The organism is Streptomyces soli (genome assembly GCF_003999195.1).
GTDB lineage: Bacteria > Actinomycetota > Actinomycetes > Streptomycetales > Streptomycetaceae > Actinacidiphila > Actinacidiphila soli.
The window spans coordinates 46,756-68,493 of record NZ_RJVR01000179.1 but is presented as its reverse complement, the minus strand read 5'-3'; the positions used below and the strand labels follow the sequence as shown (position 1 = coordinate 68,493).

Genomic DNA, 21,738 nt, shown 5'->3' with positions numbered 1-21,738 from the left:
CCGGCTGGTTCGGCTCTACTGGGCCGCCAGGACGTAGGCCCACTTCGGTGCGGCTCGTGCTGGCGGCCCAGTGCGCGTTGCATCGCTCCGGGACGGGTGCGCGGGCGGTCGCTCGTACCGCTCGCCGTAATCGCCCTGGACATTGGCTCCCAGCTTCAGAGCGATGTCACGCATCTTGGCGATCAGGACGTCGTCGGGATTCTTGACGACGATCCGTCCATCCCGCCAGTCCAGCCAGGCGCCACGGGTGTTCGCCTCAGGGTGTGTGACCATCTGCGCCAGCCATTCGTGCCGGTACTCCAGCACCGCTTCCTGGCCTCGCGGCGAGGTCCGCGTCACCTGGACCATCTCGAGGTCGGCGGCGGCGACGACGACCACCGCGGACCACTCGGCGGTGGGGGGCGGTGGAAGCGGTGGGCCCAGTTGGCGGAGAGCCAGAGTTGGGGGGTGCCGGCGAGTTCGGAGAGGTTGCGGTCCTGGCCTCGGGCGATGTGCCAGGCGAGCCAGGCGACGCGTTGCCCGGGCGCGTCGATGGAGGCGACCAGGTCGGCGTGGATGCGGCGGAAGAGGGAGAGGCAGAGGGGCTGCCAGGTCATCGGAGGCCTACGCAGTCGTGCTGCCAGAAGGTGTGGGGGTAGACGAGGGTGCCGGTCATCCAGGGTTCGTAGGCGGGGAGGCGGTAGACCTGGAAGGCGGGGTCGGGGATGCGGAGGGAGGGCTTGCGGAAGGCGAGTTCGGCGCCGGGGGTGAAGCCGAGACGGGAGTAGTAGGCGGGGTCGCCTTCCAGGAAGACCAGGGGGGCGCCGAGTTCGGCGAGGGCGTCGAGGCCGTGGCGGACAAGGGCGGAGCCGATGCCGCGCTTCTGGTGGTCGGGGGAGACGGCGAGGGGGCTGAGGACCTGGACGTCGACCAGGCGGCGGGGGGCGTCGAGGAGGGCGGGGGTGAACATGACGTGGCCGACCGCCTCGCCATGGTCCTCCGCGACGAGGGAGAGCGCGGAAGCAGGGCGCAGGGCGTCGGCGAGGGCGGCGACGACAGGGCCGTGCTCGGGGCCGAAGGCACGGCGGTGGAGGTCGCGTACGGCCGGATGGTCCGCGGGGTGCTCGAGGCGTAGGGACATGTCCGGGACGGTAGAGACTGCCCGGTTCGGGCTCAACCAAGATTTCGGATTTCCCTTCCGTTCCCCTGTTCGCCTCCTGGTGTGTATAGAGTGCGGTTGCATCGCAACGTTTTGAACAAGTTCAAAAAATGGGGTCCGGGGAGGGATCGGTGCCATGCGCCGAGGGGTGAAGACAGGCATCGTGGGCGGGGTGTTGGCCGCGATGGTGGGGACAGCGGGGTACGGGGCGTTCAATCTGTACGAGGGCCTGGCCGGCTCGAACTCACCGGCACCGATCCAGACGGGACCGGTGACGGCGGACGAGGTACGGACGACGGCGAAGGAGTTCCTGGCGGCGTGGGCCAAGGGGGACGACACGGCGGCGGCCGCGTTGACGAACGACGCGACGACGGCGGACACCGCGCTGACCGACTACAAGGACAAGACCCACGTGGCGACGGTGAAGCTGACGGCGGGGACGGCGGCGGGCGACGAGGTGCCGTTCAAGGTCAAGGCAACGTTGTCGTACAAGGGCAAGCGGTCGACGTGGACGTACGACTCGTCGCTGACGGTGACCCGCGGGCTGACGACGGGTAGGGCGCTGGTGGACTGGAAGGCGTCCGTGGTGCACCCGAAGCTCACGACGGGCGAGTACCTGGAGACGGGCGTGGCGGGCGCTCCGCCGGTGGACGTACTCGACCGCAACGGCAAGACGATGGACGCGGCCGACTACCCCTCCTTGGGCGCGGTGTTCGGGCAACTGAGGGACCGCTACGGGGCGCAGCTCGGCGGCACGCCCGGCGTCGAGACGTGGATCAATACGAATGACGGCGGGGACGCCGGCGAGACCCTGCACGTCCTGAGCAAGGGCAAGGGCGGCAAGCTGCGGACGACGCTCGACGCCGGGATACAGGCGGCCGCGGAGAAGGCCGTGAAGAACCGCGCCAGTTCGTCGGTGGTGGCGTTGCAGGCCAGTACGGGCAAGATCCTGGCGGTGGCCAACAACCCCGGGACCGGCTTCAACACCGCGCTGCAGGGCAAGCTGGCCCCGGGGTCGACCTTCAAGATCGTGACGGCTGCGACACTGCTGGAGAAGGGCCTCGCGAGCCCCAACGAGCCACTGGCGTGCCCCGCGCAGGCCAACTACAACCAGGGGCAGCTCTTCCACAACGTGGAGCACGAGTCGAACATGGCGGCCACCTTCGCGGGCGACTTCGCCTCGTCGTGCAACACGGCCTTCATCTCCCTGACCGGCAAGATCGACGACTCCGCGCTCACCACCGAGGCCCGCGACGTCTTCGGCATCGGCCCGGAGTGGAACACCGGCGTCTCGACCTTCGACGGCAGCGTGCCCGGCGGCAGCGGCGACGAGAAGGCCGCCGAGATGATCGGGCAGGGCCAGATCGAGATGGACCCGCTCAACATGGCGTCGATCGCCGCGACCGCCCGCACGGGTTACTTCCACCAGCCGGTGATCGTCGACCCGAAGCTGATCGACGGGACGATCGCCAAGGCCTCGCGCTCACTGAAGCCGGTCGCCGCGCAGCAGTTGCGGTCGATGATGCGGCTCACCGCGCAGAGCGGGACGGCGGCGCAGGCGATGCGGGGCGTGTACGGGACGTACGTCGGGGCGAAGACGGGCTCGGCGGAGGTCGGCGGGCAGGACAAGCCGAACGGCTGGTTCACGGCGTACCGGGACGACGTCGCCGCGGCCGGGGTGGTCCAGCAAGGCGGCCACGGCGGGGATTCGGCGGGGCCGATCGTGGCGTCGGTGCTCAAGGCGTCGTAAACGGCCCTGCGGCCTTCGGTGGCCCCGGCGGTAAGTCGATGGCGGTGACACGGGTCCCTGAGTAGCGTCGGGCCCATGTCACCGCCGCAGCCGCATCCGCAGTTCGCCGAAGCCCTTCGCACGCTGGGGCTCGACGTCCCCGTACGCGCCTTCCCCGACGCCACGCGCACCGCCGCGCAGGCGGCCGAGGCGATCGGGTGCGGCCTCGGCCAGATCGTGAAGTCGCTGATCTTCGAGGCGGACGGCACGCCGGTGCTGGTGCTGGTGGACGGCGCCTCGCGGGTCGACACGGAGCTCGTACGGGCGGAGTTGGGCGCCGCGCGCGTGCGCCGGGCCGACGCGGAACTGGTGCGGGCGACGACCGGCTACGCCATCGGCGGCGTACCGCCCTTCGGGCACCGTACGCGGACGACAGTGCTGGCCGACCGGGGCCTTCTGGCGCACGCGACGGTGTGGGCGGCCGCCGGGACGCCGCACACCGTGTTCCCGATGGCGCCGGACGAGGTGGTCAGGCACGCCGGGGCGACGGTCGTCGATGTGCGCGAGCGCGACGGGGCCGTGTGACGCCGCTCGTCGCCACGGCCGTCCTGGTCGCGGCGGTCACGCACGCCAGCTGGAACGCCATCGCGCACGGCATCAAGGACCAGCTCGTCGCCTTCACCCTGGTGGGCACGGGCGGCGCGCTCTGCGCGGCGGTGATCGCGCCCTTCGCACCGCTTCCGGCCGGCGGGGCGTGGCCGTATCTGCTCGCGTCGGTGGCGATTCACATGGCGTACCAGTACCTGCTGATGAAGTCCTTCAGCCTGGGCGACTTCGGGCAGGTCTACCCCATCGCGCGCGGCATCGCCCCGCTGGTCGTGACCATTTTGGCCGCCGCCTTCATCGGCGAGATCCCGGACGTCTGGCAGGTGACGGGGGTCCTGGTCGCCTCCGTCGGCCTGGCCGGCGCCGCCCTGTGGGGCATGCGCGGCAAACGGCAGCAGTGGCCGGCGGTCGCCGCCGCGATCGGCACCGGGCTGACCATCGCCGGGTACACGGTGACGGACGGCGTCGGTGTCCGCACCTCCGGCACGGCGCTCGGCTACATCGCCTGGCTGCTCCTCCTCCAGGGCACCCTGATTCCGCTGACCGCGCTGGCCGTGCGGCGCGGTGAACTGCTCCCCCAACTGCGCCCGGTGGCGGTGCGCGGGCTGCTGGGCGGAGGGCTGTCCGTCCTCGCGTACGGCCTGGTCCTGTGGGCCCAGACGCGTGCGGAGCTGGCGCCGATCGCCGCGCTGCGCGAGACCTCGATCATCGCGGGGGCGCTGATCGGGGCGGTCCTGTTCAAGGAGCGTTTCGGACGGCCCCGGATCGTGGCGGCGGCGCTTGTGGTGGCGGGCATCGGTCTGATGTTGCACAGCGGTTGAGCGCTGGGGCCTCATGCTTCTGAGCATGGGATGGCTCTTGGTTGTGGTGCCTGTCGGCGGCGTTGCACTCGTGTGGCGCGGCCTGTGACCGGCGGGTACGACGCCATGGCTCGCGGGTGCGTGACGCGAGCCGGATGTACGGCGATTCCAGGGACACCCAGCGCGATGTGGACGCCTGGGAGATCGGGGCACCGGGAAGCTGGTCGCACGACGTGTCGTGGATGAGCCACTTTCGACGCGACAAGAGCGGCCGGCTGGGCTAGCGGCTGGGCGGGCCGGGCCGTGGGCCCCGCCCTGAGCGGGCCGGGCCTACGCGACGCTTTCCTGTACGACAGCCAGCGGCACCCGCTCCACGACCGGAGTCGCCGTCTCCGTGATGGCGATGCGGCCGCCGAGCCAGGGGTCGGCCAGGGGGCCGGCCGAGCCGGACAGGAGCAGCCGGACGGCGGCCCAGGGGAGGTTGACGCCGGTGTAGGCGGTCTGGAAGATGCCGGCCGACGGACGGGGGTTGGCCTCCAGCAGCATCGGGCGGCCGTGCCAGTGGCGGAGCTGGACGTTCGACAGGTAGGCGAGGCCGAAGTGGTCGACGACCTGGCGCGCGATGCCGACGTAGACCGGGTCGTCGAGGAGGATGCGGTAACGGCCCTGCTTGGCACGGGCGATGCCGGTCAGGAGGGCGCCGCCGGGGGCGGAGAGGCAGTCGACGCTGACCTCGGGGCCGTCGAGGTAGGGCATCACGATGAGCTTGGGGACCGTCTCGCCCTCGTCCTCGGCGCGGGTCAGCGCGTCGGCCACGGCCGCGACCGAGGCGACCGGCCGGGGCGGGGCCAGCAGGTCGGAGAGGCTGAGCGGACTGTCGTCGAGGATGCGGAAGCCGAAGGCGGAGTACTCGCCGGCCGGCTTGACGCAGACCGCGCTGCCGTCGGCCGAGAGCTCGGCGACGGCCTGCCGCAGGCCGGCCGCGTCGCGTACGACCCGCCAGTCGGGGACGGGGATGCCGGCCGCGCGGGCGGCTTCGTACGTACGTGACTTGCTGGTCAGGGTGTCGATCGAGGCTGCCGGGGAGCACATGACCTTGGTGCCGATCGCGGCGAAGTCGTCCACTCGCGCGGCCAGGGCGTCGAGGCGGCGGGGCGGGATGAGCACATCTATGGAGTGCCGGCGCGCGAAGTCGAGGGCGAATTCTGCGTAGTCGTCGCTCCCGACGCGTCGGGGCTCGACCTCCCCGGTGTCGGCAGCCATGAGCGCGGGGGCGCCGGGATCGACGTTGGTGCCGTAGATGCGGACGGGCGCGGCTTCGGGGTTGTCGCGAAGCATTCGCATGACTTCGGAGGTGGCTACTCCGGCACTGCTGAGCCAAATGCGTATGGCGATCGCGGGCTCCCCTCGGGGCGGCTCATGCCGGCCTGCCGGCCGGACATGATCAGGTGTGAGGGGTGATGTTAGCGGCATTGCGTTGCGGTGACGTTTCAACATCAACGCCGGTGGGAAAAGGCTGCGCTCTCGCCTGATTACCGGCCGGTACCGTAGCGTTCTTTCGTCACACACGCGAAGGTGAAGGGGCGGGCACATCCATGACGCAGGACGCGGACGTCATCGTCGTCGGAGCCGGCCTGGCCGGGCTTGTCGCGACCGCCGAGCTGGCCGACGCGGGCCGCAAGGTGATCCTGGTGGACCAGGAGCCGGAGGCCTCCATGGGCGGCCAGGCGTTCTGGTCCTTCGGCGGGCTGTTCCTGGTCGACTCGCCCGAGCAGCGCCGGATGCGGATCAAGGACAGCCGTGAACTCGCCCTCCAGGACTGGATGGGCACCGCCGGCTTCGACCGCGACGAGGACCGCTGGCCGCGCAAGTGGGCCGAGGCGTACGTCGACTTCGCGGCCGGCGAGAAGCGCAGCTGGCTGCACGAGCGCGGCGTACGGTTCTTCCCCGTCGTCGGCTGGGCCGAGCGCGGCGGCTTCCTGGCCACCGGCCCCGGCAACTCGGTGCCCCGCTTCCACATCACCTGGGGTACCGGCCCCGGCATCGTCGCCCCCTTCGACCGCCGGGTGCGCGAGGCGGTCGCGCGCGGCCGGGTCGAGCTGCGCTTCCGGCACCGGGTCACCGCGTTGACCACGACGGACGGCACGGTCACCGGCATCACCGGCGAGGTGCTCGTGCCCAGCGACGCGGACCGCGGCCAGGCCAGCTCCCGCGAGGTCGCCTCCGACTTCGAGCTCTCCGCGCAGGCCGTCATCGTCACCTCCGGCGGCATCGGCGGCAACCACGACCTCGTACGCCAGAGCTGGCCGGCACGGCTCGGGACGCCCCCGGAGAAGCTGCTGTCCGGCGTCCCGGCTCACGTGGACGGCCTGATGCTCGGCATCGCCGAGGAGGCCGGCGCCCACCACATCAACCGCGACCGCATGTGGCACTACACCGAGGGCATCGAGAACTGGAACCCCATCTGGGCCCGCCACGGCATCCGCATCCTCCCCGGCCCCTCCTCCCTCTGGCTGGACGCCACCGGCAAGCGGCTTCCGGTGCCGCTCTTCCCGGGCTTCGACACGCTCGGCACGCTCGAACACATCATGACGACGGGCTACGAGTACACCTGGTTCGTCCTCACCCAGAAGATCATCGAGAAGGAGTTCGCCCTCTCCGGCTCCGAGCAGAACCCCGACCTGACCGGCAAGAGCGTCCGCGAGGTCCTCAAGCGCGCGCTTCCGGGCGCGCCGGGACCGGTCGAGGCCTTCAAGGAGCACGGCGCCGACTTCGTCGTCGAGCAGGATCTCGCTGCCCTGGTGCGCGGCATGAACGCGATCACCAAGGACACCCTCATCGACGAGAGCGCACTGCGGCGCGAGATCGAGGCCCGCGACCGCGAGATCGCCAACACCTTCACGAAGGACCTCCAGGTCACCGCCATCCGCGGGGCCCGCAACTACCTCGGCGACAAGCTGATCCGCACCGCCACCCCGCACCGCCTCCTCGATCCCAAGGCCGGCCCGCTCATCGCCGTACGGCTCAACATCCTCACCCGCAAGTCCCTCGGCGGCCTGGAAACCGACCTCGACTCCCGCGTCCTCACCGCCTCCGGGGATCCCCTCCCGGGCCTCTACGCCGCCGGCGAAGCAGCCGGCTTCGGCGGCGGCGGCGTCCATGGCTACCGCTCCCTCGAGGGCACCTTCCTCGGCGGCTGCATCTTCTCCGGCCGCGCGGCCGGGCGAGCGGCCGGTGCCGCCTGCGCCGGGTAGGTTCCCGGAGCTGCTGAGGAACGCGTACCCCGCCCGGTAGGCGGCTTCCGGACGGTTTACGCGACTGTCACGGCCCCCGGCGCCTGCGCCGGGGGCGGTGCGTGCACCATGGAGGGAGTCGGCGAGGGCAGGAGCACGGGGACATGGTGGACGTCCACGGGACGGTGGCGGACGGGTTCGAGCCGGTCCGGGATGCGTTTGTACGCAATTTCGAGGCGCTGGGCGAGCGCGGCGCAGCCGTTGCCCTGTACCGGGACGGCCGGAAGGTCGTGGACCTGTACGCCGGGGTCGCGGACCCGGAGGGCACGGCTCCCTGGGAACAGGACACCGCTCAGGTCGTCCGGTCCGCCACGAAGGGGGTCGCTGCGGCCTGCCTGCTCCTGCTGCACCAGCGCGGGCAGTTGGACCTGGACGCGCCGGTGGGCTCGTACTGGCCGGAGTTCAAGGCGCACGGCAAGGAACGGGTCACCGTACGCGACGCGCTGGCGCACCGTGCCGCCGTACCGGCGCTGGACACGCCGCTGACGCCCGCGCAGGCCGTGGACGGGGTCAGCGGGGCGCGCGCGGTGGCCGCGCAGACGCCACTGTGGGCGCCGGGGGCGGACCACGGGTACCACGCCGTGACGTACAGCTGGCTGCTCGGGGAGCTGGTGCTGCGGGCGAGCGGCCGGTCCATAGGCCGGTTCGTCGAGCAGGAGATCGCCCGTCCGCTCGGCGGCCTGGACCTGTGGATCGGCCTGCCGCCGGAGCAGGCGCACCGCGTGGGCCGCCTCGCCCCCGTCGAGCCGCCGCCCGCCCCGGCCGGGCAGGGACTGAAGGCCCGGCCCAAGCGCGCGGTGGCCGACGCGTACGCCGACCCGGGCTCTCTCACCCGGCGGGCCTTCGGCGTCATCGACCCGCGGCCCGACGAGAACGACCCCGCCTACCGGGCCGCCGAGCTGGCCGCCTCCGCCGGTATCGCCACCGCCCGGTCGCTGGCCCGCTTCTACGCCGCCCTCGTCGGGGACGTATCGGAAGGCGGCCGCAAACTCTTCGCCCCGGCCACCCTCACCGCCGCCCGCACCATCGAGTCGGACGGCCCGGACCGCGTCCTGGTCGTCAACACCCGCTTCGGCCTCGGCTACATGCTGCACGGCCCCGCCTCCCCCTTCCTCTCCCCCGGCTCCTTCGGCCACCCCGGCCGCGGCGGCTCCCTCGCCTTCGCCGACCCGGGGGCCGGCATCGGCTTCGGCTACGTCACCAACGGCATGCAGCGCAATGTCACGGCAGACCCCCGCGCCCAGGCGCTGGTGCGCGCGGTGCGGGTGTGCCTGTAGCTGCGGGCCGGCTCCGTGGCCGACGGAGAAGGTCGCGTCCGCGCGGTCGGTGGCCGCCCGAGTTGCCCGGGCTTCCGGTGCCGCGAACCATGGGTTAGGTGAGCGACGCCGCGTATCTCCGGTTTCCGCATGTCCACGGCGATCTGTTGTGCTTCGCGGCCGAGGACGATATCTGGGTCGCCCCGCTGGGGCCGCCCGGGGCGTCGCCCGGCCGGGCGTGGCGGATTACCGCGGACCGGACGCGGGTCGGGCACCCGCGGTTCTCGCCGGACGGGGCGGCGATCGCGTTCACGAACTGGCGGAGCCTGGACCCGGAGATCCACCTCGCGCCGGTGGACGGCGGGCCGGCGCGGCGGCTGACGTACTGGGGCAGCTTCGATACCCGGGTACGGGGCTGGAACCCGGACGGCCAGATCCTCGCCGTCTCCTCCCACGGTCAGCCGTTCTCGTACTTCTCGTGGGCCTACAACGTCCCCACAGACGGCAGCCCCGGCGGCCGCCTGCCGTGGGGCCCGGTCTCGGACATCGCCGTACGCGACGTGGACGGCGAGCACCGCACGCTTCTGCTCAGCGGGACGCCGCCGCACGAGCCGGCGGCCTGGAAGCGGTACCGGGGCGGGGCGATGGGGCGGCTGTGGCTGCATGGGGAGCGGCTGGTGCCGGACCTCGGGGGGCATCTGGAGGCGCCGATGTTCGTGGGGGACCGGATCGCGTTCCTGTCCGACCACGAAGGCGTGGGGAATCTGTACTCGTGCGCGGCCGACGGCTCGGACGTGCGACGCCACACCGACCACGCCGACTTCTACGCCCGCAGCGCGGCCACCGACGGCTCCCGCGTCGTCTACCAGTGCGCGGGCGAGATCTGGCTCGTCGACGCCCTCTCCGACCCGGACGCCCTCCCCCGCCGCCTCGACGTGAGGCTGGGCGGCCCGCGGGCCGGGCGGCGCCCGTACCAGGTGCCGGCCGCCTCCTATCTGGACGCGGTCGCCTGTGACCGTACGGGCCGCGCCAGCGCGGTCTGCGTACGCGGCAGCCTCTACTGGCTGACCCACCGGGACGGCCCGGCCCGGACGATCGCCGACGAGCCGGGCGCCCGCATCCGGCTGCCGGAGATGCTGGGCGAGACCGGGCGCATCGCCTTCGTCACGGACGCGGAGGGCGAGGACGCGATCGAGATCGCCGACCTGCCGGGGCGGGCGGCAGTCCGGACAGAGCCGGCGGCGACACCGGCGGCCGACGCCGGGGCGGCCGAAGGCGCCGAGCCCACGCGGCCGTCGTGCGGCAGCGGCGGACGGCGGTTGGCGGTCGGCAAGCTGGGCCGGGTCCATGAGCTGATCTCGTCGCCGGACGGCGAGACCCTCGCGGTGGCGGCCAACGACGGGCGGCTGCTCCTCGTCGACGCCGCCGTCGAGGACGGCAAGGGCGAGGTGACGGAGCTGGCCAAGTCCACGAACGGCCCGGTCCGGGACCTGGCGTTCTCGCCCGACTCGGCGTGGCTGGCGTGGTCGCACCCGGGTATCGGCCGCTCGCTGCGCATGATCAGGATCGCGAAGCTCGCGGACGGCACCGTCATCGACGTCACGAACGGCCGTTTCGAGGACGAGCAGCCCGTCTTCACCCGCGACGGCCGCTATCTCGCCTTTCTGTCCTGGCGCGGCTTCGACCCGGTGTACGACGTCCACACCGGCGACCTGTCCTTCCCGCTGGGCTGCCGCCCCTACCTCGTACCGCTCAACTCCGTGACGCCGTCGCCCTTCGCGCTGCCCGTCGAGGGCCGCCCGGCCGTCGGCGGCCTCGACCCGGTCGAGACCGGCAGCGGCCCGGTCGCGGTGGAGGCGGAGGGCCTGCCGAGCCGGGTGACGCCGTTCCCGGTGCCGGCGTCGAAGTACTCGTCGCTGGAACCCGTACGCGGCGGTGTCGTCTGGCTGCGCTGGCCGATCTCGGGCGCGCTGGGCGAGACCTTCGTCAACCCGGCGGACCCGTCGGCCCGTCCGAGCCTGGAGTTCTTCGACCTGGCCAAGTCCAAGCGGACCGAGCTGGTCCACCACATGGACTGGTACCGGGTCAGCGGCGACGGCACCCGCCTGGTCGTGTACGACGAGGGGGAACTGACCGCCGTCCCCGCGAACGAGCTCGGCGATCTCGACTCCACCGTCTACATCGACATGCGCCGCATCCTCCACGAGGCCGACCCGGCCGCCGAGTGGCGGCAGTCCTTCGACGAGGCGGGCCGCATCATCCGCGACTACTTCTGGGCCCCCGACATGTGCGGGATCGACTGGCCGGCCGTCCTGGCCCAGTACCGTCCGCTGGTCGAACGGGTCGCGTCCCCGGACGAGTTCGCGGACCTGCTCCGCGAGGTGTTCGGCGAGCTGGGCACGTCGCACGCGTACGTGTCGCCGGCCCGGCGCAACGAGGGACCGGCGCACTACCAGCGTCCCATCGGGCTGCTCGGCGCCAACTTCACGCATGGCAAGGACGGTTCGTGGGTCCTGTCCCGCATCCTGCCCGGCGAGTCCTCCGACTCCAAGGCCCGCTCCCCGCTCGCCGGCACCGGTATCCGCGAGGGCGCCGCCCTCACCCATGTCGACGGCCGCCCGGTCGACCCCGTCGCCGGCCCGGCGCCGCTGCTCGCCGCGGCGGGCGGTACGACGGTCGAGCTGACCTTCGCCTCGCCCGAGGGGCCGCCCCGCCGGGTCGCTGTCGTCCCGCTCATCGACGAACGGCCGCTGCGCTACCAGGACTGGGTCGCCAAACGCCGCGAGGTCGTACGGGAGATGAGCGACGGCCAGTGCGGCTACCTCCACATCCCTGACATGGGCGGCTCGGGCTGGGCGCAGTTCAACCGCGACCTGCGCATGGAAGTCGCCCTCCCCTCACTCATCGTCGACGTACGCGGCAATGCCGGCGGCCACATCAGCGAGCTGGTCGTCGAGAAGCTCACCCGCAAGATCCTCGGCTGGGACCACACGCGCAACGCCGAGCCCGTCTCCTACGCCAGCAATGCCCCGCGCGGCCCCATCGTCGCCCTCTGCGACGAAGCGACGTCCAGTGACGGCGACATGATCACCACCGCCTTCAAGCTCCTCGCCCTCGGCCCGGTCGTCGGCACGCGTACGTGGGGCGGTGTCGTCGGCATGACCGGCCGCCACAAGCTCGGCGACGGCACGATCATCACGGTCCCGATGAACGCGGCCTGGTTCGACCACTACGGCTGGTCCGTCGAGAACTACGGCGTCGAGCCCGACATCCCCTCCCTGCGCACGCCGTTGGACTGGGCGGAGGGCCGCCACATCGAGATGGACGTCGCAGTCCGCACAGCACTCGATCTGCTGAAGAAGCACCCCGCCTCCACCCCGCCCGACCTCTCCGACCGCCCCGACCGCCGCCGCCCCCCACTCCCCCCGCGACGCACCTGAACGAATCTGAACGAATCTGAATACGCGGGAAGGGGCGCGCCCTTGGCGGGCGCGCCCCTTAGTCATTCGCGTCTGTGCCGCGTCAGGGCTCAGGTGTCCCAGCGGTCGTCGGCCTGCACGTCGTCCAGCATCTCCTGCTGGCCGCGGCTCCGGTCACGCGTCTGCTCCTGCGACTCGCGTCCGGGGCGCTGCGGCATCTCCTCCGCCAGCGACTCGTCGTCGATCTCCTGGAGCGGGTCCGGCTTGCCGGACCGCTGCTTCGCCTTCTTGGCGTAGTCGTTGGCACTGCCCTTCATCGGGTCGTTCTTGCCCATGATCACTCCTCTGGGATGTGTGGGATGGGCCCCGACCAGACTTACACGGCGTGGTGGAATGTGCACTTTGTGCGACTTCGCCCAGGTCAGGCAGCGTTGCCCGGCGCGGCCGGTGGACCGGGAAGGGGCGGGGTGGGGGATCTCCCCACCCCAACCGGCCCACGGCCCCGCAAGGGTCAGCGCGCGGCCCGGCCCCGTTCGTCCGCTTCGCCGCCGCGGCCGACGAGACCGCGGCGGATGCCGCCCGCGGCGGCTATGCGGGGCTCCAGGCGCCGCATTTCGCGCTGGCCGAGGGCACCGCCGATGAGCCCGGGCACGTAGCCACGCACGGACTGCATACCGCGCAGCCACCGTTGGGCGTAGACGTGAGCGGAGCGGCGCTGCACGCCCGCGGCGATGCGATCGACGGCCGGGTCGAGGGGGTACGTACGGTTGGCGGGCCAGGGCAGCCGGGCGCGGGCCTCGCGCATGACGTCGTCCTGGTCGGCGCCGCGGACCATGTCGGTGTCGGTCCAACTGAGGTAGCCGACGCCGACCTTGACGCCCTTGTGCCCGACCTCGGCGCGCAGGCAGTGGGCGAAGCTCTCGACGCCCGCCTTGCTGGCGCAGTACGCGGTCATCATCGGCGCGGGGGTGATGGCGGCGAGGGAGGCGATCTGCAGCAGGTAGCCCTTCGACTGGAGCAGGGCCGGCAAGAAGGCCCGCGCGGTGGTGACGCTGCCGAGCAGATTCACCTGTACGACGCGCTCGAAGTCCCGTGCGTCGCTCTCCAGGAAAGGGCCGCCCGTGGCGACGCCCGCGTTGGCGACGACGACGTCCACCGCTCCGAACCGCTCGACCACCTCGGCGGCGACCGAGGCCATGGCATCGTGGTCGGTGACGTCCGCCGTCCAGTACGCGGCCTGCGGGCCGATCCCCTCGGCGACGGCCTTGAGCTCGTCCGGCTCCAGGCCCACCAGCGCGAGCCTGGCCCCCCGCGCGGCGAGTTTGCCGGCGAGGAGTGCGCCGACGCCGCGGGCGGCGCCGGTGACGACGACGACCTGGCCGTTCAGTGATCTGCTCATGCGGTCGTCTCCTCCGCCTTGGCGGTCTCGGCGGTCTGGGCCGTCTTGGCGGTCAGGTGGTCGCGGACGAGGGTCCGTACGACGGCGGCGAACGCGGCCGGGGCCTCGATGGGCGTCATGTGGCCCCGTCCGTCCAGCTCGGTCAGGCCGACGCAGTTGGCGAGCCGGGTGACCATGTCGTGGCCGTGGGCAGGCGGGGTGAGCTTGTCGGCGGTGCCGACGAGGACGGCGGTGGGGGCACGGAGGGCGGCGATGCCGGCGTCGAGGTTCAGCTCGGACAGCACCCGTCCCCAGGCCGACCGGGGGCGGCGGGCGCAGGCGTGCACGATGCGGGCTGTCGCGGCGACCTGCTCCCGGGTCGAACTCTTCGCCATCACGCCGTACTTGAAGGCCGCCCGGGTCAGCGCCGTCTGCGGCCCCAGCGGCAGCGCCGACAGCAGCAGGAACCGCTGGAAGGCCCGGCGCACCCGCGCCGAACGCACTCTCGGCGGCAACACGTTCGCCACCTCGAGCAACCGCCCGCTGCCGGTGTTGGCGAGCAGCACGGCGGCCGTACGGTCCTGGATCGCGGGCCGGTCGCCGCCCGCCATCACCGTCATGCCGCCCATGGAGTGGCCGACCAGCACGGCCTGTTCGTCCTCGCCGAGGAAGGTGTCGACCACCGCCGCGAGGTCGTCGGCCAGCGCCTCCGTGCTGTAGCCGCCGCGCCCGGGGGTCTCGCTGCGGCCGTGGCCGCGCTGGTCGTACGCCACGACCCGGAACTCTCCGGCGAGTTCATGGATGACCGGGGCCCAGAAGGAGGTCTTGCAGGTCCAGCCGTGGATGAGCACGACGGTCGGCGCGCCCTCCGGACCGTACTCCTCGACATTGATCCGGGTGCCGTCCGCCGACCGTACGAAGTCCGTACGGCGCGCTGCCGGAAGGTCGTAGACGGTGGTCGTCGCGGTCACGAGGCCACCTCCGCCGGGGACGCCGGGGCGGCCGGGGACGCGGGGGCGCTCGCGGGTGCCGTGCGCAGCAATTCGTACTCCTCCAGTTTCAGCCGCCGCGTCGCGCGCCGGAATTCCGCCGTCGTGCCGGGCCAGGCCGTGGTGTTGCGGCCGTTCGAGTCCAGGTACCAGCTCTTGCAGCCACCGGTCGTCCACACCGTGCGGGCCATGCGGCGCTGCATCTCGGTATTCCAGGACCGTACGGCGGCCGGCTTCGCGTCGAGGGCGTACGCGCCCGTGGTGTCGAGCGCCCGCAGATATTCGGCGACGTAGTTCAGCGAGGCCTCGATCATGAGGATCATCGAGCTGTTGCCGAGCCCCGAGTTCGGACCGATGATCAGCAGAAGGTTGGGGAAGCCGTCGACCGTGCAGCCGCGCAGCGCCGCCATCCCGTCCTTCCAGTGCTCGGCCAGCGAGCGGCCGTCGGCGCCGATGACACGGTCGCCGATCGGCATGTCGGTGACATGGAAGCCGGTGCCGAAGACGATCGCGTCGACCTCGCGCTCGGTGCCGTCGGCCATGACGATGGTCGAGCCGCGCACCTCCTTCAGGCCGGAGGCGACCAGCTCGGTGTTGGGCTGGGCGAGCGCGGGATAGTAGTCGTTGGACAGCAGGATCCGCTTGCACCCGATCGTGTAGTCGGGCGTCAGCTTGGCCCGCAGCTCCGGGTCCTTGATCGACCGGCGCATATTGCTCTTCGCGAGCTGCTCGGCCGCCTTCATCAGCTTCGGCCGCTTCACGAACGCCCCGACCTGGTACTCCCGTACGAGCCACAGCAGCCCGCGCCGCGCCTTCGCCGTTGCCGGGATCTGGTGGTGCAGCCACTGCTCGGCCTTGTTGATCCCCCGGTCCATCTTGGGCATCACCCACGGCGGCGTGCGCTGCACGACGGTCAGCGACTTCACGTCGGGCTGGATCGACGGCACGATCTGGATCGCCGACGCCCCGGTGCCGACCATGGCCACGCGCTTGCCCTTGAGGTCGTAGTCGTGATCCCAGCGGGAGGAGTGGAAGACGGCGCCGGGGAAGCTGTCCAGGCCGTGGATGTCGGGCAGCTTGGGGTCGGAGAGCGGCCCGGTGGCGGAGATGACGAGGTCGGCGGTCAGCTCGCCCTGCGCCGTGCGCAACCGCCAGAGCCGCGCCTCGTCGTCCCAGCGGGCCTGCTGGACCTCGGAGTTGAAGCGGATGTGCGGCCGAAGCCCGAAGGTGTCGGTGACCCGCTCCAGGTAGTCGCGGATGTGCTGCTGGCCGGAGAAGGCGCGCGGCCACTGAGCGTTCGGCGCGAAGGAGAAGGAGTAGAGGTGCGACGGCACATCGCACGCGCACCCCGGGTAGCTGTTGTCCCGCCATGTGCCGCCGACCGCGTCCGCCCGCTCCAGTACGACGAAGTCCGTCACGCCTTCGCGGCGCAGCCGCACCGCCGCACCCAGTCCGCCGAACCCCGACCCGATCACCGCCACCCGCACGTGTTCGCTGCGCTCGTCCATCCCGCCGCTCCCATGACGACTCCGCCAGTAATCACTGGCACGATTGGAGCGTAAGCCAACCCGGTTACCAGCGGTAGAGCTCGCGCGAAAGTCGAACACGTAGGCTTCGACTGTGGCGAAGGACGACGTAACCGAACAGCCCGCGGCCCGCGAATACCGCATGGAAGAGCTGGCCCAGGCGGCCGGCGTACCCGTGCGAACCGTGCGCTTCTACCGCGAGCGCAAGCTGCTCCCGCCGCCCCGCCGCGAGGGCCGCATCGCCTGGTACGACGACCACCACCTCGCCCGGCTCCGCACCATCACCGGCCTCCTCGACCGCGGCCACACCCTCGGCGGCATCGCCGAGCTGATGGCCGCCGCCGAGAGAGGCCGCAACGTCGCCGAGGTCCTCGGCCTGGACGCCGTCACCCCCTGGTCGGAGGAGAGCCGGGTCCGGCTCACCCCGGAAGCGCTCGCCGACTACTACGCGGACCAGGCCACCGCGGACAACCTCGCGACCGCCCTCGGCATCGGCTACATCGCGGTCGACGGCGACGACGTCGTCCACGTCAGCCGCCGCCTCCTGGAGGCCTCCTCCGCCCTCGTCAAGGAGGGCATCCCCCTCGCCGACGTCCTCGCCGCCGGCCGCGAGATGCGCGGCCGCCTCGACTCCCTCGCCGACCTCTTCGTCGACCTCGCCCGCGTCCACGTCCTCCCCGGCGCGGATCTTGCCGACGCCATCGCCCGCCTCCGGCCCCTCGTCAAGGACATCGTCGAAGCGGAGCTGGCGCTGGCCATGGACCGCCGCATGCGCGAAGAGCTCGCCAAAGCCGCCGCCGACGGCTGACCGCACCCCGCCCCTGGGCTGCGCCCCTGGACCCCACTGGGGGCTCCGCCCCCAGGTCCTCAAAGGCCGGACGCCCTGCGCCAACTTGCCTGACCACAGCGGTCTTTACGGGCTCCCTCGCATAGAGTGATCCCCGTTACGTACGCACCGCTGTTCCGGAGGGACAACCGAGATGGCAGCCGAAGGCGTGAGCACCACCGACATCCCCGGCGTGGATCCGACCAAGCCCAGCATCGCCCGCACGTACGACTATCTGCTCGGCGGCAAGGACAACTACGAGGTGGACCGGGCGCTCGCGGACCACTTCATCAAGGACCTTCCCGGGTCGCAGGCCATCGCCCACGACAACCGGGGCGTCCTGGTCCGCGCGGTGCGCGAGATCGTCGCCGGCACGCCCGTCCGGCAGTTCATCGACATGGGCAGCGGGCTCCCGACCTCGGACAACGTCCACCAGGTCGCCCAACGCCACGCGCCGGAGTCCCGGGTCGTCTACGTCGACAACGACCCCGTCGTCCTGGCCCACGGCCGCGCGCTGCTGGCGGAGAACGAGAACACCACGGTCTTCCAGGCCGACCTCCGCGACCCCGAGGCGATCTACGAGAGCCCGGACACCCGCGCGCTCATCGACTTCGAGCAGCCGGTCGCCATCATCCTCAGCGCGATCCTCCACCACCTCAACGACGACGAGGACCCGGCCGCACTCGTCCGCTACTGGTACGACCGCATCCCCTCCGGGAGTTACGTCTTCATCAGCCACTTCCGCAGCGAGAACGATCCCCGCAGCGCCCACATGCAGGAGGTCCTCCAGTCCTCCCTCGGCCGTGGCCGCTGGCGCACCGACGAGCAGATCACCGCCCTCTTCGGCGACCTCACCCTCCTGCCCCCCGGCCTCGTCCCCGCCGCCGAATGGCGTCCCACCGACGCTCCCCACGAACTCACCGTCTGGGAACGCCTCATCGCCGCCGGGCTATCCGTCAAGCCCTGACGCCCGCGGCTGCCTCGTCCAGCTTCGTACGCTGCTCTGCCGTCAGCTCCAGGTCCACCGCGGCCAGGCTCTCGTCGAGCTGGGCCACCGAGGAGGCGCCGACCAGTGGAATGACGGGGACTTCGCCGCCGATCAGCCAGGCCAGCACCACCTGGTTGGCCGTCGCCCCGGTCTCCTTGGCCACCTCCCGCAGGGCCGCCAGGCGCAGGGGCGTGCCCGCGTGGTCGAAGTCGGGGCCGAGCGGCTTGTCGGCGCGTACGTACGCGCCGCTCAGCAGCGGCGTGTACGTGACCAGCGCGAGCCCCGGGTCATCCGAGTCGGGACCGCCGGAACGGTCGTCGGGGTCGACCAGGACCCCTCGATGCTCGCCGAGGCCCGGCACCGCCTGGCCGCCGAGCACCCTCAGGCCGAGCTCCGCGAAGGCGACGCCCATGCGCTGCCGGTGGAGGACGGCACCGTCGACCGGGCGCGCGTCGACCGGGTTCTGATGCATGTGGCCGACCCCGGACGCGTGCTCGGCGAACTGCGGCGCGTGGCCCGTCCCAGCGCTGTGATCGGCTTGGCCGAACCCGACTGGGACCCCCTGGTCATCGACGCCGAGGACCTCGACACCAGCCGGGCCTTCACCCGCTACACGACGACCAGGGCCGTACGGAATGCCACCATCGGCCGCCGACTGGCGCGCCTGGCCGAGCAGTCCGGGTTCGCGGTCCGGGCTGTCGAGGCGACGACCCCGGTCTTCCGCGACACGCACCTCGCCGACCGGATCCTCGGCCTGGGCCGCAACACCCGCAAGGCCATCGGCCGGCGACATGGACGACCGCCTCGGCCGGGCGTGGTTCGCTTCCCTGTCCAGCGGCCCCTTCCTCGCCTCCTTCAGCCTCTTCACGGTCGTCGCCCACCTCCCGGGGTGAAGCCGGGAGGTGGGCGGGGGCGGTACGCCTCAGGAGTGGTCGCCGCTGCGGCGACGGCGTACGAGGACGAGACCGACGCCGGCCGCGGTGGCGAGGAAGGCGCCGCCGATGAGGGCTTCGGATGTGTTGAAGCCGCCGGCGGAGCCGCCGAGGCCGCCCGGGATGGCGCCGGTGGGCGGGGGGGTGGTACCGGGAATCAGGGAGGGCGAGTCGTAGGGGGAAGGGGAGGAGAAGGGGGAGGGGGAGGTGTAGGCGGAAGAAGAGCCGTAGGGGGAAGGCGAGACGGGGGCGGCGGCGGAGGTGCCGCCCGCGATGGTGAGGGAGGTGTGGCCGGACTGGCCGTGGCAGGTGAAGTTGACGGTGTACTGGGCGCCGGCCCTGGCGGCGGAGGCCACACGGACGAGCTTGGGGTGGCCCGAGACGAGCTCGACGGTGTTGAAGACACCGGAGGAGGCGGTCACGGAGGGGACGTCGCATCCGGAGGAGCTGAGTTTGACGAGCCCGCCGGCCTTGACGGTGCCGGGGCTGACGGCGTATCTGAAGGAGGTGATGTTGTTGCCGGAGGGCGAGACGGCGGAGACGGCCGAGACGAAGGAGACGGCGGAGACGGCGGGCGAAGCGGCGAGGCCGAGGGCGGCCATGGCTATGAGAGCGACGGAAGCCGAGCGGACGGGACGCGAGCGGTGGCGGGAACACATGTGAGGAACCTCCAGTTATCGGGCCGAGTGCCCGTCACATGTGACGTTATGTCGGCTTTATGCCGATCGCGATCGGTCGCCGTTCAAATGGGTGAGGCCACAGGAAAGTTGCCGACCAGTTAACTGATGTTCGGTCAGCGCTCCTCCCGCAGGGCGAAAGTGTCTGCATGGACACATCACGTTGGAGACGAGGCGTCGCGGCCGCAGCGGTCGTCGCCGCGATCGGCACCGCCGGAGTCGCCCTCCCGGCGACACCCGCCGTGGCGGACAGCAGTTCGGCGAGCAGTGCGGCCAGCACGGCCACGTACGACACCTGGGTGCAGGACGTCAGCGCGATCACCGACACCGCGCAGTCCTACATCGCGCAGCGCACCGCGAGCGCGTTCAGCAACGAGAAGCTCGCCATCGTGCTGGACATCGACAACACCTCGCTCGCCACGTACTTCAAGGGCGGCTATCCGACCCCGGCGACGCCGGGCGTGCTGAAGCTCGCGCAGTACGCGCACGCGCACGGGGTGAGCGTCTTCTTCGTCACCGCCCGGCCGGACTTCATCGAGCTGGCGACCGAATACAACCTCGACGAGGTGGGCTATCCGGTCGACGGGCTGTACGGCAGGTCGCTGATCGACCTCTTCGGCGAGGTGAGCGCCTTCAAGACGGCGCAGCGGGCGAAGATCGAGGCCAAGGGCTACACGATCATCGCGAACGTCGGCAACAACACCACCGACCTGACCGGCGGCCACGCCGAGCAGACGTACAAGCTGCCCGACTACGACGGGCTGCTCGACTAGGCACAGTCCCGGAGCTAGAGCGCTGCCCGGTTGCCCGTGTCCACCGCCTGGGTGGACGTGACCGCCCGGGCGGCGTCGGTCGTGACCTCGTCCGCCGTGAGGACGTAGCCGGTGGTGGCGTCGGTGGTGGAGCGGGCGAAGACGACGCCGTAGATCCTGCCGCTCTTCGTGAGCAGGGGCCCGCCGGAGTTGCCCGGGCGGACGGTGGAGCGGATCTGGTAGATGTCGCGGGTGACGGTGCCGTCGCCGTAGATGTCCTGGCCGTTGGCACGGATGCGGCCGGCGACGGTGGCGGCGCGGAGGTCGAGACCGCCGTTCTCGGGGTAGCCGGCGACCACGGCGCCGTCGCCGCGTGAGGCGGTGCCGGCGAAGTTCAGGGTGGGGGCGTGGAGGCCCGGGACGTCGAGGACGGCGACGTCCTTCTTGGGGTCGAACAGGACGACCTTGGCGGTGTACGTGCGGCCGGTGCCGCCGGTCTGGACGGTGGGCGCGTCCACTCCCGCCACGACGTGGGCGTTGGTCATGACGTGCTCGTCGGCGTAGACGAAGCCGCTGCCCTCCTGGCCCTGGTGGCGGCCCTCGACGTCGGCGATGCCCTCGATCTTGACGGTGCTGTCCTTGGCGGAGACCGTGGCGGCGGCCGTGACGTTGTCGCCGGAGGGCTGGGGGACGCCGTTGACGGGCTCGGACTCGAAGGGGTTGAAGACCTGCGGGAAGCCCGCCGCCGCGAGGGCTCCCGTAGCACGGCTGAACCAGGTCGGGGCCTGCGAGGGCATCGCGTCCTGGACGGCACCGAGGACCGCCGAGCCCCGGATGGCCTGGTTGAGGGTCACCGAGGCGGAGGAGACCAGCACGGTCGCCACGACCCAGGAGACCAGCAGCACGGCGACGACATTGGCGGCGGCGCCACCGATCCCGTCCACCCAGCGGGCCGGGCCCCAGTTCAGCCCTGCGCGCAGTTTCCAGGCGAGCCCGGCGGCGACGGCGTGCCCGGCGGCGGCCGGGAGGAGGACGGTGAGCAGGGCGACGAAGGTGGCCTGCGAGGTACCGGACTTCACATGCTCCAGGACGTACGGCAGGAGCCATACGCCGACCACCGCGCCGCCGAGGAAGCCGGCGAGGCATACGAAGCCGGCGACGAGGCCGCGGCGGTACCCGGTGATGGCGTAGGCCAGCACCGCGAGGAGGAGCAGCAGGTCGAGCAGGTTCAACGGAGGACCCTTTCCGGTACGCCCGCCACGGAAAACGCACATTAACCGACAATCGGTTCCCTTTTGTGATGCACGGCACTCGACACGGCTACACCGGCGACGCCGGCGCGCGACACGAAAGCGTCGAGGCCCGGTGGCCGATTCCATGATCGGAATCGGCCACCGGGCCTCATGTCCGCTCCGTACCCCGTCCCCAC

The 21,738-nt window shown here is 71.7% G+C and carries 20 protein-coding genes and 2 pseudogenes; 11 read left to right on the top strand and 11 right to left on the bottom strand.

The window, feature by feature from the left end:
• Positions 1-15 precede the first annotated feature (15 nt).
• Genes EFK10_RS15935 through EFK10_RS15925 form a run of 3 tightly spaced genes read right to left on the bottom strand, consistent with a single transcriptional unit; the run spans position 16 to position 1,120 of the window.
• Positions 16-378 carry a hypothetical protein gene (locus tag EFK10_RS15935; protein ID WP_127356353.1) on the bottom strand — a complete coding sequence of 121 codons (363 nt, stop codon included), beginning with the start codon at positions 376-378 and terminating at the stop codon, positions 16-18.
• Complete coding sequence (locus EFK10_RS15930; RefSeq protein WP_127356352.1) at positions 336-596, bottom strand: hypothetical protein; 261 nt, start codon at positions 594-596, stop codon at positions 336-338. Before EFK10_RS15930 ends, EFK10_RS15935 begins: the two co-directional genes overlap by 43 nt.
• Complete coding sequence (locus EFK10_RS15925; protein WP_127356351.1) at positions 593-1,120, bottom strand: GNAT family N-acetyltransferase; 528 nt, start codon at positions 1,118-1,120, stop codon at positions 593-595. The genes EFK10_RS15930 and EFK10_RS15925 overlap by 4 nt, the downstream gene beginning before the upstream one ends.
• A gap of 154 nt (positions 1,121-1,274) precedes the next feature.
• On the opposite strand from EFK10_RS15925, the gene EFK10_RS15920 reads away from it, so the two are divergent.
• The 4 genes from EFK10_RS15920 to EFK10_RS48700 all read left to right on the top strand — a co-directional run bounded on the left by EFK10_RS15920 (position 1,275) and on the right by EFK10_RS48700 (position 4,557).
• Complete coding sequence (locus tag EFK10_RS15920) at positions 1,275-2,888, top strand: penicillin-binding transpeptidase domain-containing protein (protein WP_127356350.1); 1,614 nt, start codon at positions 1,275-1,277, stop codon at positions 2,886-2,888.
• A 75-nt stretch (positions 2,889-2,963) separates the two neighbouring features.
• Entirely contained in the window at positions 2,964-3,452 is a 489-nt protein-coding gene (locus EFK10_RS15915; protein ID WP_127356349.1) for a YbaK/EbsC family protein, read from the top strand.
• Positions 3,449-4,294, top strand: a complete 846-nt coding sequence (locus tag EFK10_RS15910) for a DMT family transporter (RefSeq protein WP_127356348.1) — start codon at positions 3,449-3,451, stop codon at positions 4,292-4,294. Before EFK10_RS15915 ends, EFK10_RS15910 begins: the two co-directional genes overlap by 4 nt.
• Before the next feature lie 116 nt (positions 4,295-4,410).
• Complete coding sequence (locus EFK10_RS48700; protein WP_206305468.1) at positions 4,411-4,557, top strand: hypothetical protein; 147 nt, start codon at positions 4,411-4,413, stop codon at positions 4,555-4,557.
• Positions 4,558-4,603: 46 nt separating this feature from the next.
• On the opposite strand, the gene EFK10_RS15905 is transcribed toward EFK10_RS48700, so the two are convergent.
• Entirely contained in the window at positions 4,604-5,617 is a 1,014-nt protein-coding gene (locus EFK10_RS15905) for an ATP-grasp domain-containing protein (protein WP_240677245.1), read from the bottom strand.
• A 251-nt stretch (positions 5,618-5,868) separates the two neighbouring features.
• On the opposite strand from EFK10_RS15905, the gene EFK10_RS15900 reads away from it, so the two are divergent.
• From EFK10_RS15900 to EFK10_RS15890, 3 genes are all read left to right on the top strand, one after another.
• Positions 5,869-7,527, top strand: a complete 1,659-nt coding sequence (locus EFK10_RS15900; protein ID WP_127356346.1) for an FAD-binding dehydrogenase — start codon at positions 5,869-5,871, stop codon at positions 7,525-7,527.
• A gap of 143 nt (positions 7,528-7,670) precedes the next feature.
• The gene (locus tag EFK10_RS15895) at positions 7,671-8,843 is read left to right on the top strand and encodes a serine hydrolase domain-containing protein (protein WP_127356345.1); all 1,173 of its coding nucleotides are present in this window, start codon (positions 7,671-7,673) and stop codon (positions 8,841-8,843) included.
• Between the two features lie 98 nt (positions 8,844-8,941).
• Entirely contained in the window at positions 8,942-12,262 is a 3,321-nt protein-coding gene (locus tag EFK10_RS15890; RefSeq protein WP_127356344.1) for a S41 family peptidase, read from the top strand.
• A gap of 89 nt (positions 12,263-12,351) precedes the next feature.
• Here the strand turns inward: EFK10_RS15890 and EFK10_RS15885 are convergent, their stop codons facing one another.
• From EFK10_RS15885 to EFK10_RS15870, 4 genes are all read right to left on the bottom strand, one after another.
• On the bottom strand, positions 12,352-12,576 hold the full coding sequence (locus tag EFK10_RS15885; RefSeq protein ID WP_127356343.1) for a hypothetical protein: 225 nt from the start codon (positions 12,574-12,576) through the stop codon (positions 12,352-12,354).
• Between the two features lie 176 nt (positions 12,577-12,752).
• The gene (locus EFK10_RS15880; protein ID WP_127356342.1) at positions 12,753-13,640 is read right to left on the bottom strand and encodes an SDR family oxidoreductase; all 888 of its coding nucleotides are present in this window, start codon (positions 13,638-13,640) and stop codon (positions 12,753-12,755) included.
• Complete coding sequence (locus EFK10_RS15875) at positions 13,637-14,590, bottom strand: alpha/beta fold hydrolase (protein WP_127356341.1); 954 nt, start codon at positions 14,588-14,590, stop codon at positions 13,637-13,639. Before EFK10_RS15875 ends, EFK10_RS15880 begins: the two co-directional genes overlap by 4 nt.
• A complete protein-coding gene (locus tag EFK10_RS15870) occupies positions 14,587-16,116 on the bottom strand; it encodes a flavin-containing monooxygenase (protein WP_127356340.1) in 1,530 nt (509 codons plus the stop codon). The genes EFK10_RS15875 and EFK10_RS15870 overlap by 4 nt, the downstream gene beginning before the upstream one ends.
• A 112-nt stretch (positions 16,117-16,228) precedes the next feature.
• On the opposite strand from EFK10_RS15870, the gene EFK10_RS15865 reads away from it, so the two are divergent.
• Positions 16,229-16,942: a MerR family transcriptional regulator gene (locus tag EFK10_RS15865; protein WP_322973342.1), complete on the top strand. Its 714-nt coding sequence runs from the start codon at positions 16,229-16,231 to the stop codon at positions 16,940-16,942.
• A 172-nt stretch (positions 16,943-17,114) separates the two neighbouring features.
• Complete coding sequence (locus EFK10_RS15860; RefSeq protein ID WP_127356339.1) at positions 17,115-17,927, top strand: SAM-dependent methyltransferase; 813 nt, start codon at positions 17,115-17,117, stop codon at positions 17,925-17,927.
• Here the strand turns inward: EFK10_RS15860 and EFK10_RS48695 are convergent.
• Positions 17,917-18,240, bottom strand: a pseudogene (locus EFK10_RS48695) (aldo/keto reductase); the annotation flags it as partial. The gene EFK10_RS15860 and the pseudogene EFK10_RS48695 overlap by 11 nt on opposite strands.
• Before the next feature lie 48 nt (positions 18,241-18,288).
• Here EFK10_RS48695 and EFK10_RS50255 point away from each other — a divergent pair.
• A pseudogene (locus EFK10_RS50255) lies at positions 18,289-18,441 on the top strand (methyltransferase domain-containing protein); the annotation flags it as partial.
• Between the two features lie 429 nt (positions 18,442-18,870).
• Here EFK10_RS50255 and EFK10_RS47435 read toward each other — a convergent pair.
• On the bottom strand, positions 18,871-19,482 hold the full coding sequence (locus EFK10_RS47435; RefSeq protein WP_164836018.1) for a hypothetical protein: 612 nt from the start codon (positions 19,480-19,482) through the stop codon (positions 18,871-18,873).
• Between the two features lie 224 nt (positions 19,483-19,706).
• On the opposite strand from EFK10_RS47435, the gene EFK10_RS15840 reads away from it, so the two are divergent.
• Positions 19,707-20,330 carry an HAD family acid phosphatase gene (locus EFK10_RS15840; protein WP_127356335.1) on the top strand — a complete coding sequence of 208 codons (624 nt, stop codon included), beginning with the start codon at positions 19,707-19,709 and terminating at the stop codon, positions 20,328-20,330.
• A gap of 14 nt (positions 20,331-20,344) precedes the next feature.
• Here the strand turns inward: EFK10_RS15840 and EFK10_RS15835 are convergent, their stop codons facing one another.
• Positions 20,345-21,541 (bottom strand): MarP family serine protease, encoded by a 1,197-nt coding sequence (locus EFK10_RS15835; protein ID WP_127356334.1) that lies wholly within the window; start codon positions 21,539-21,541, stop codon positions 20,345-20,347.
• Between the last annotated feature and the right edge of the window lie 197 nt (positions 21,542-21,738).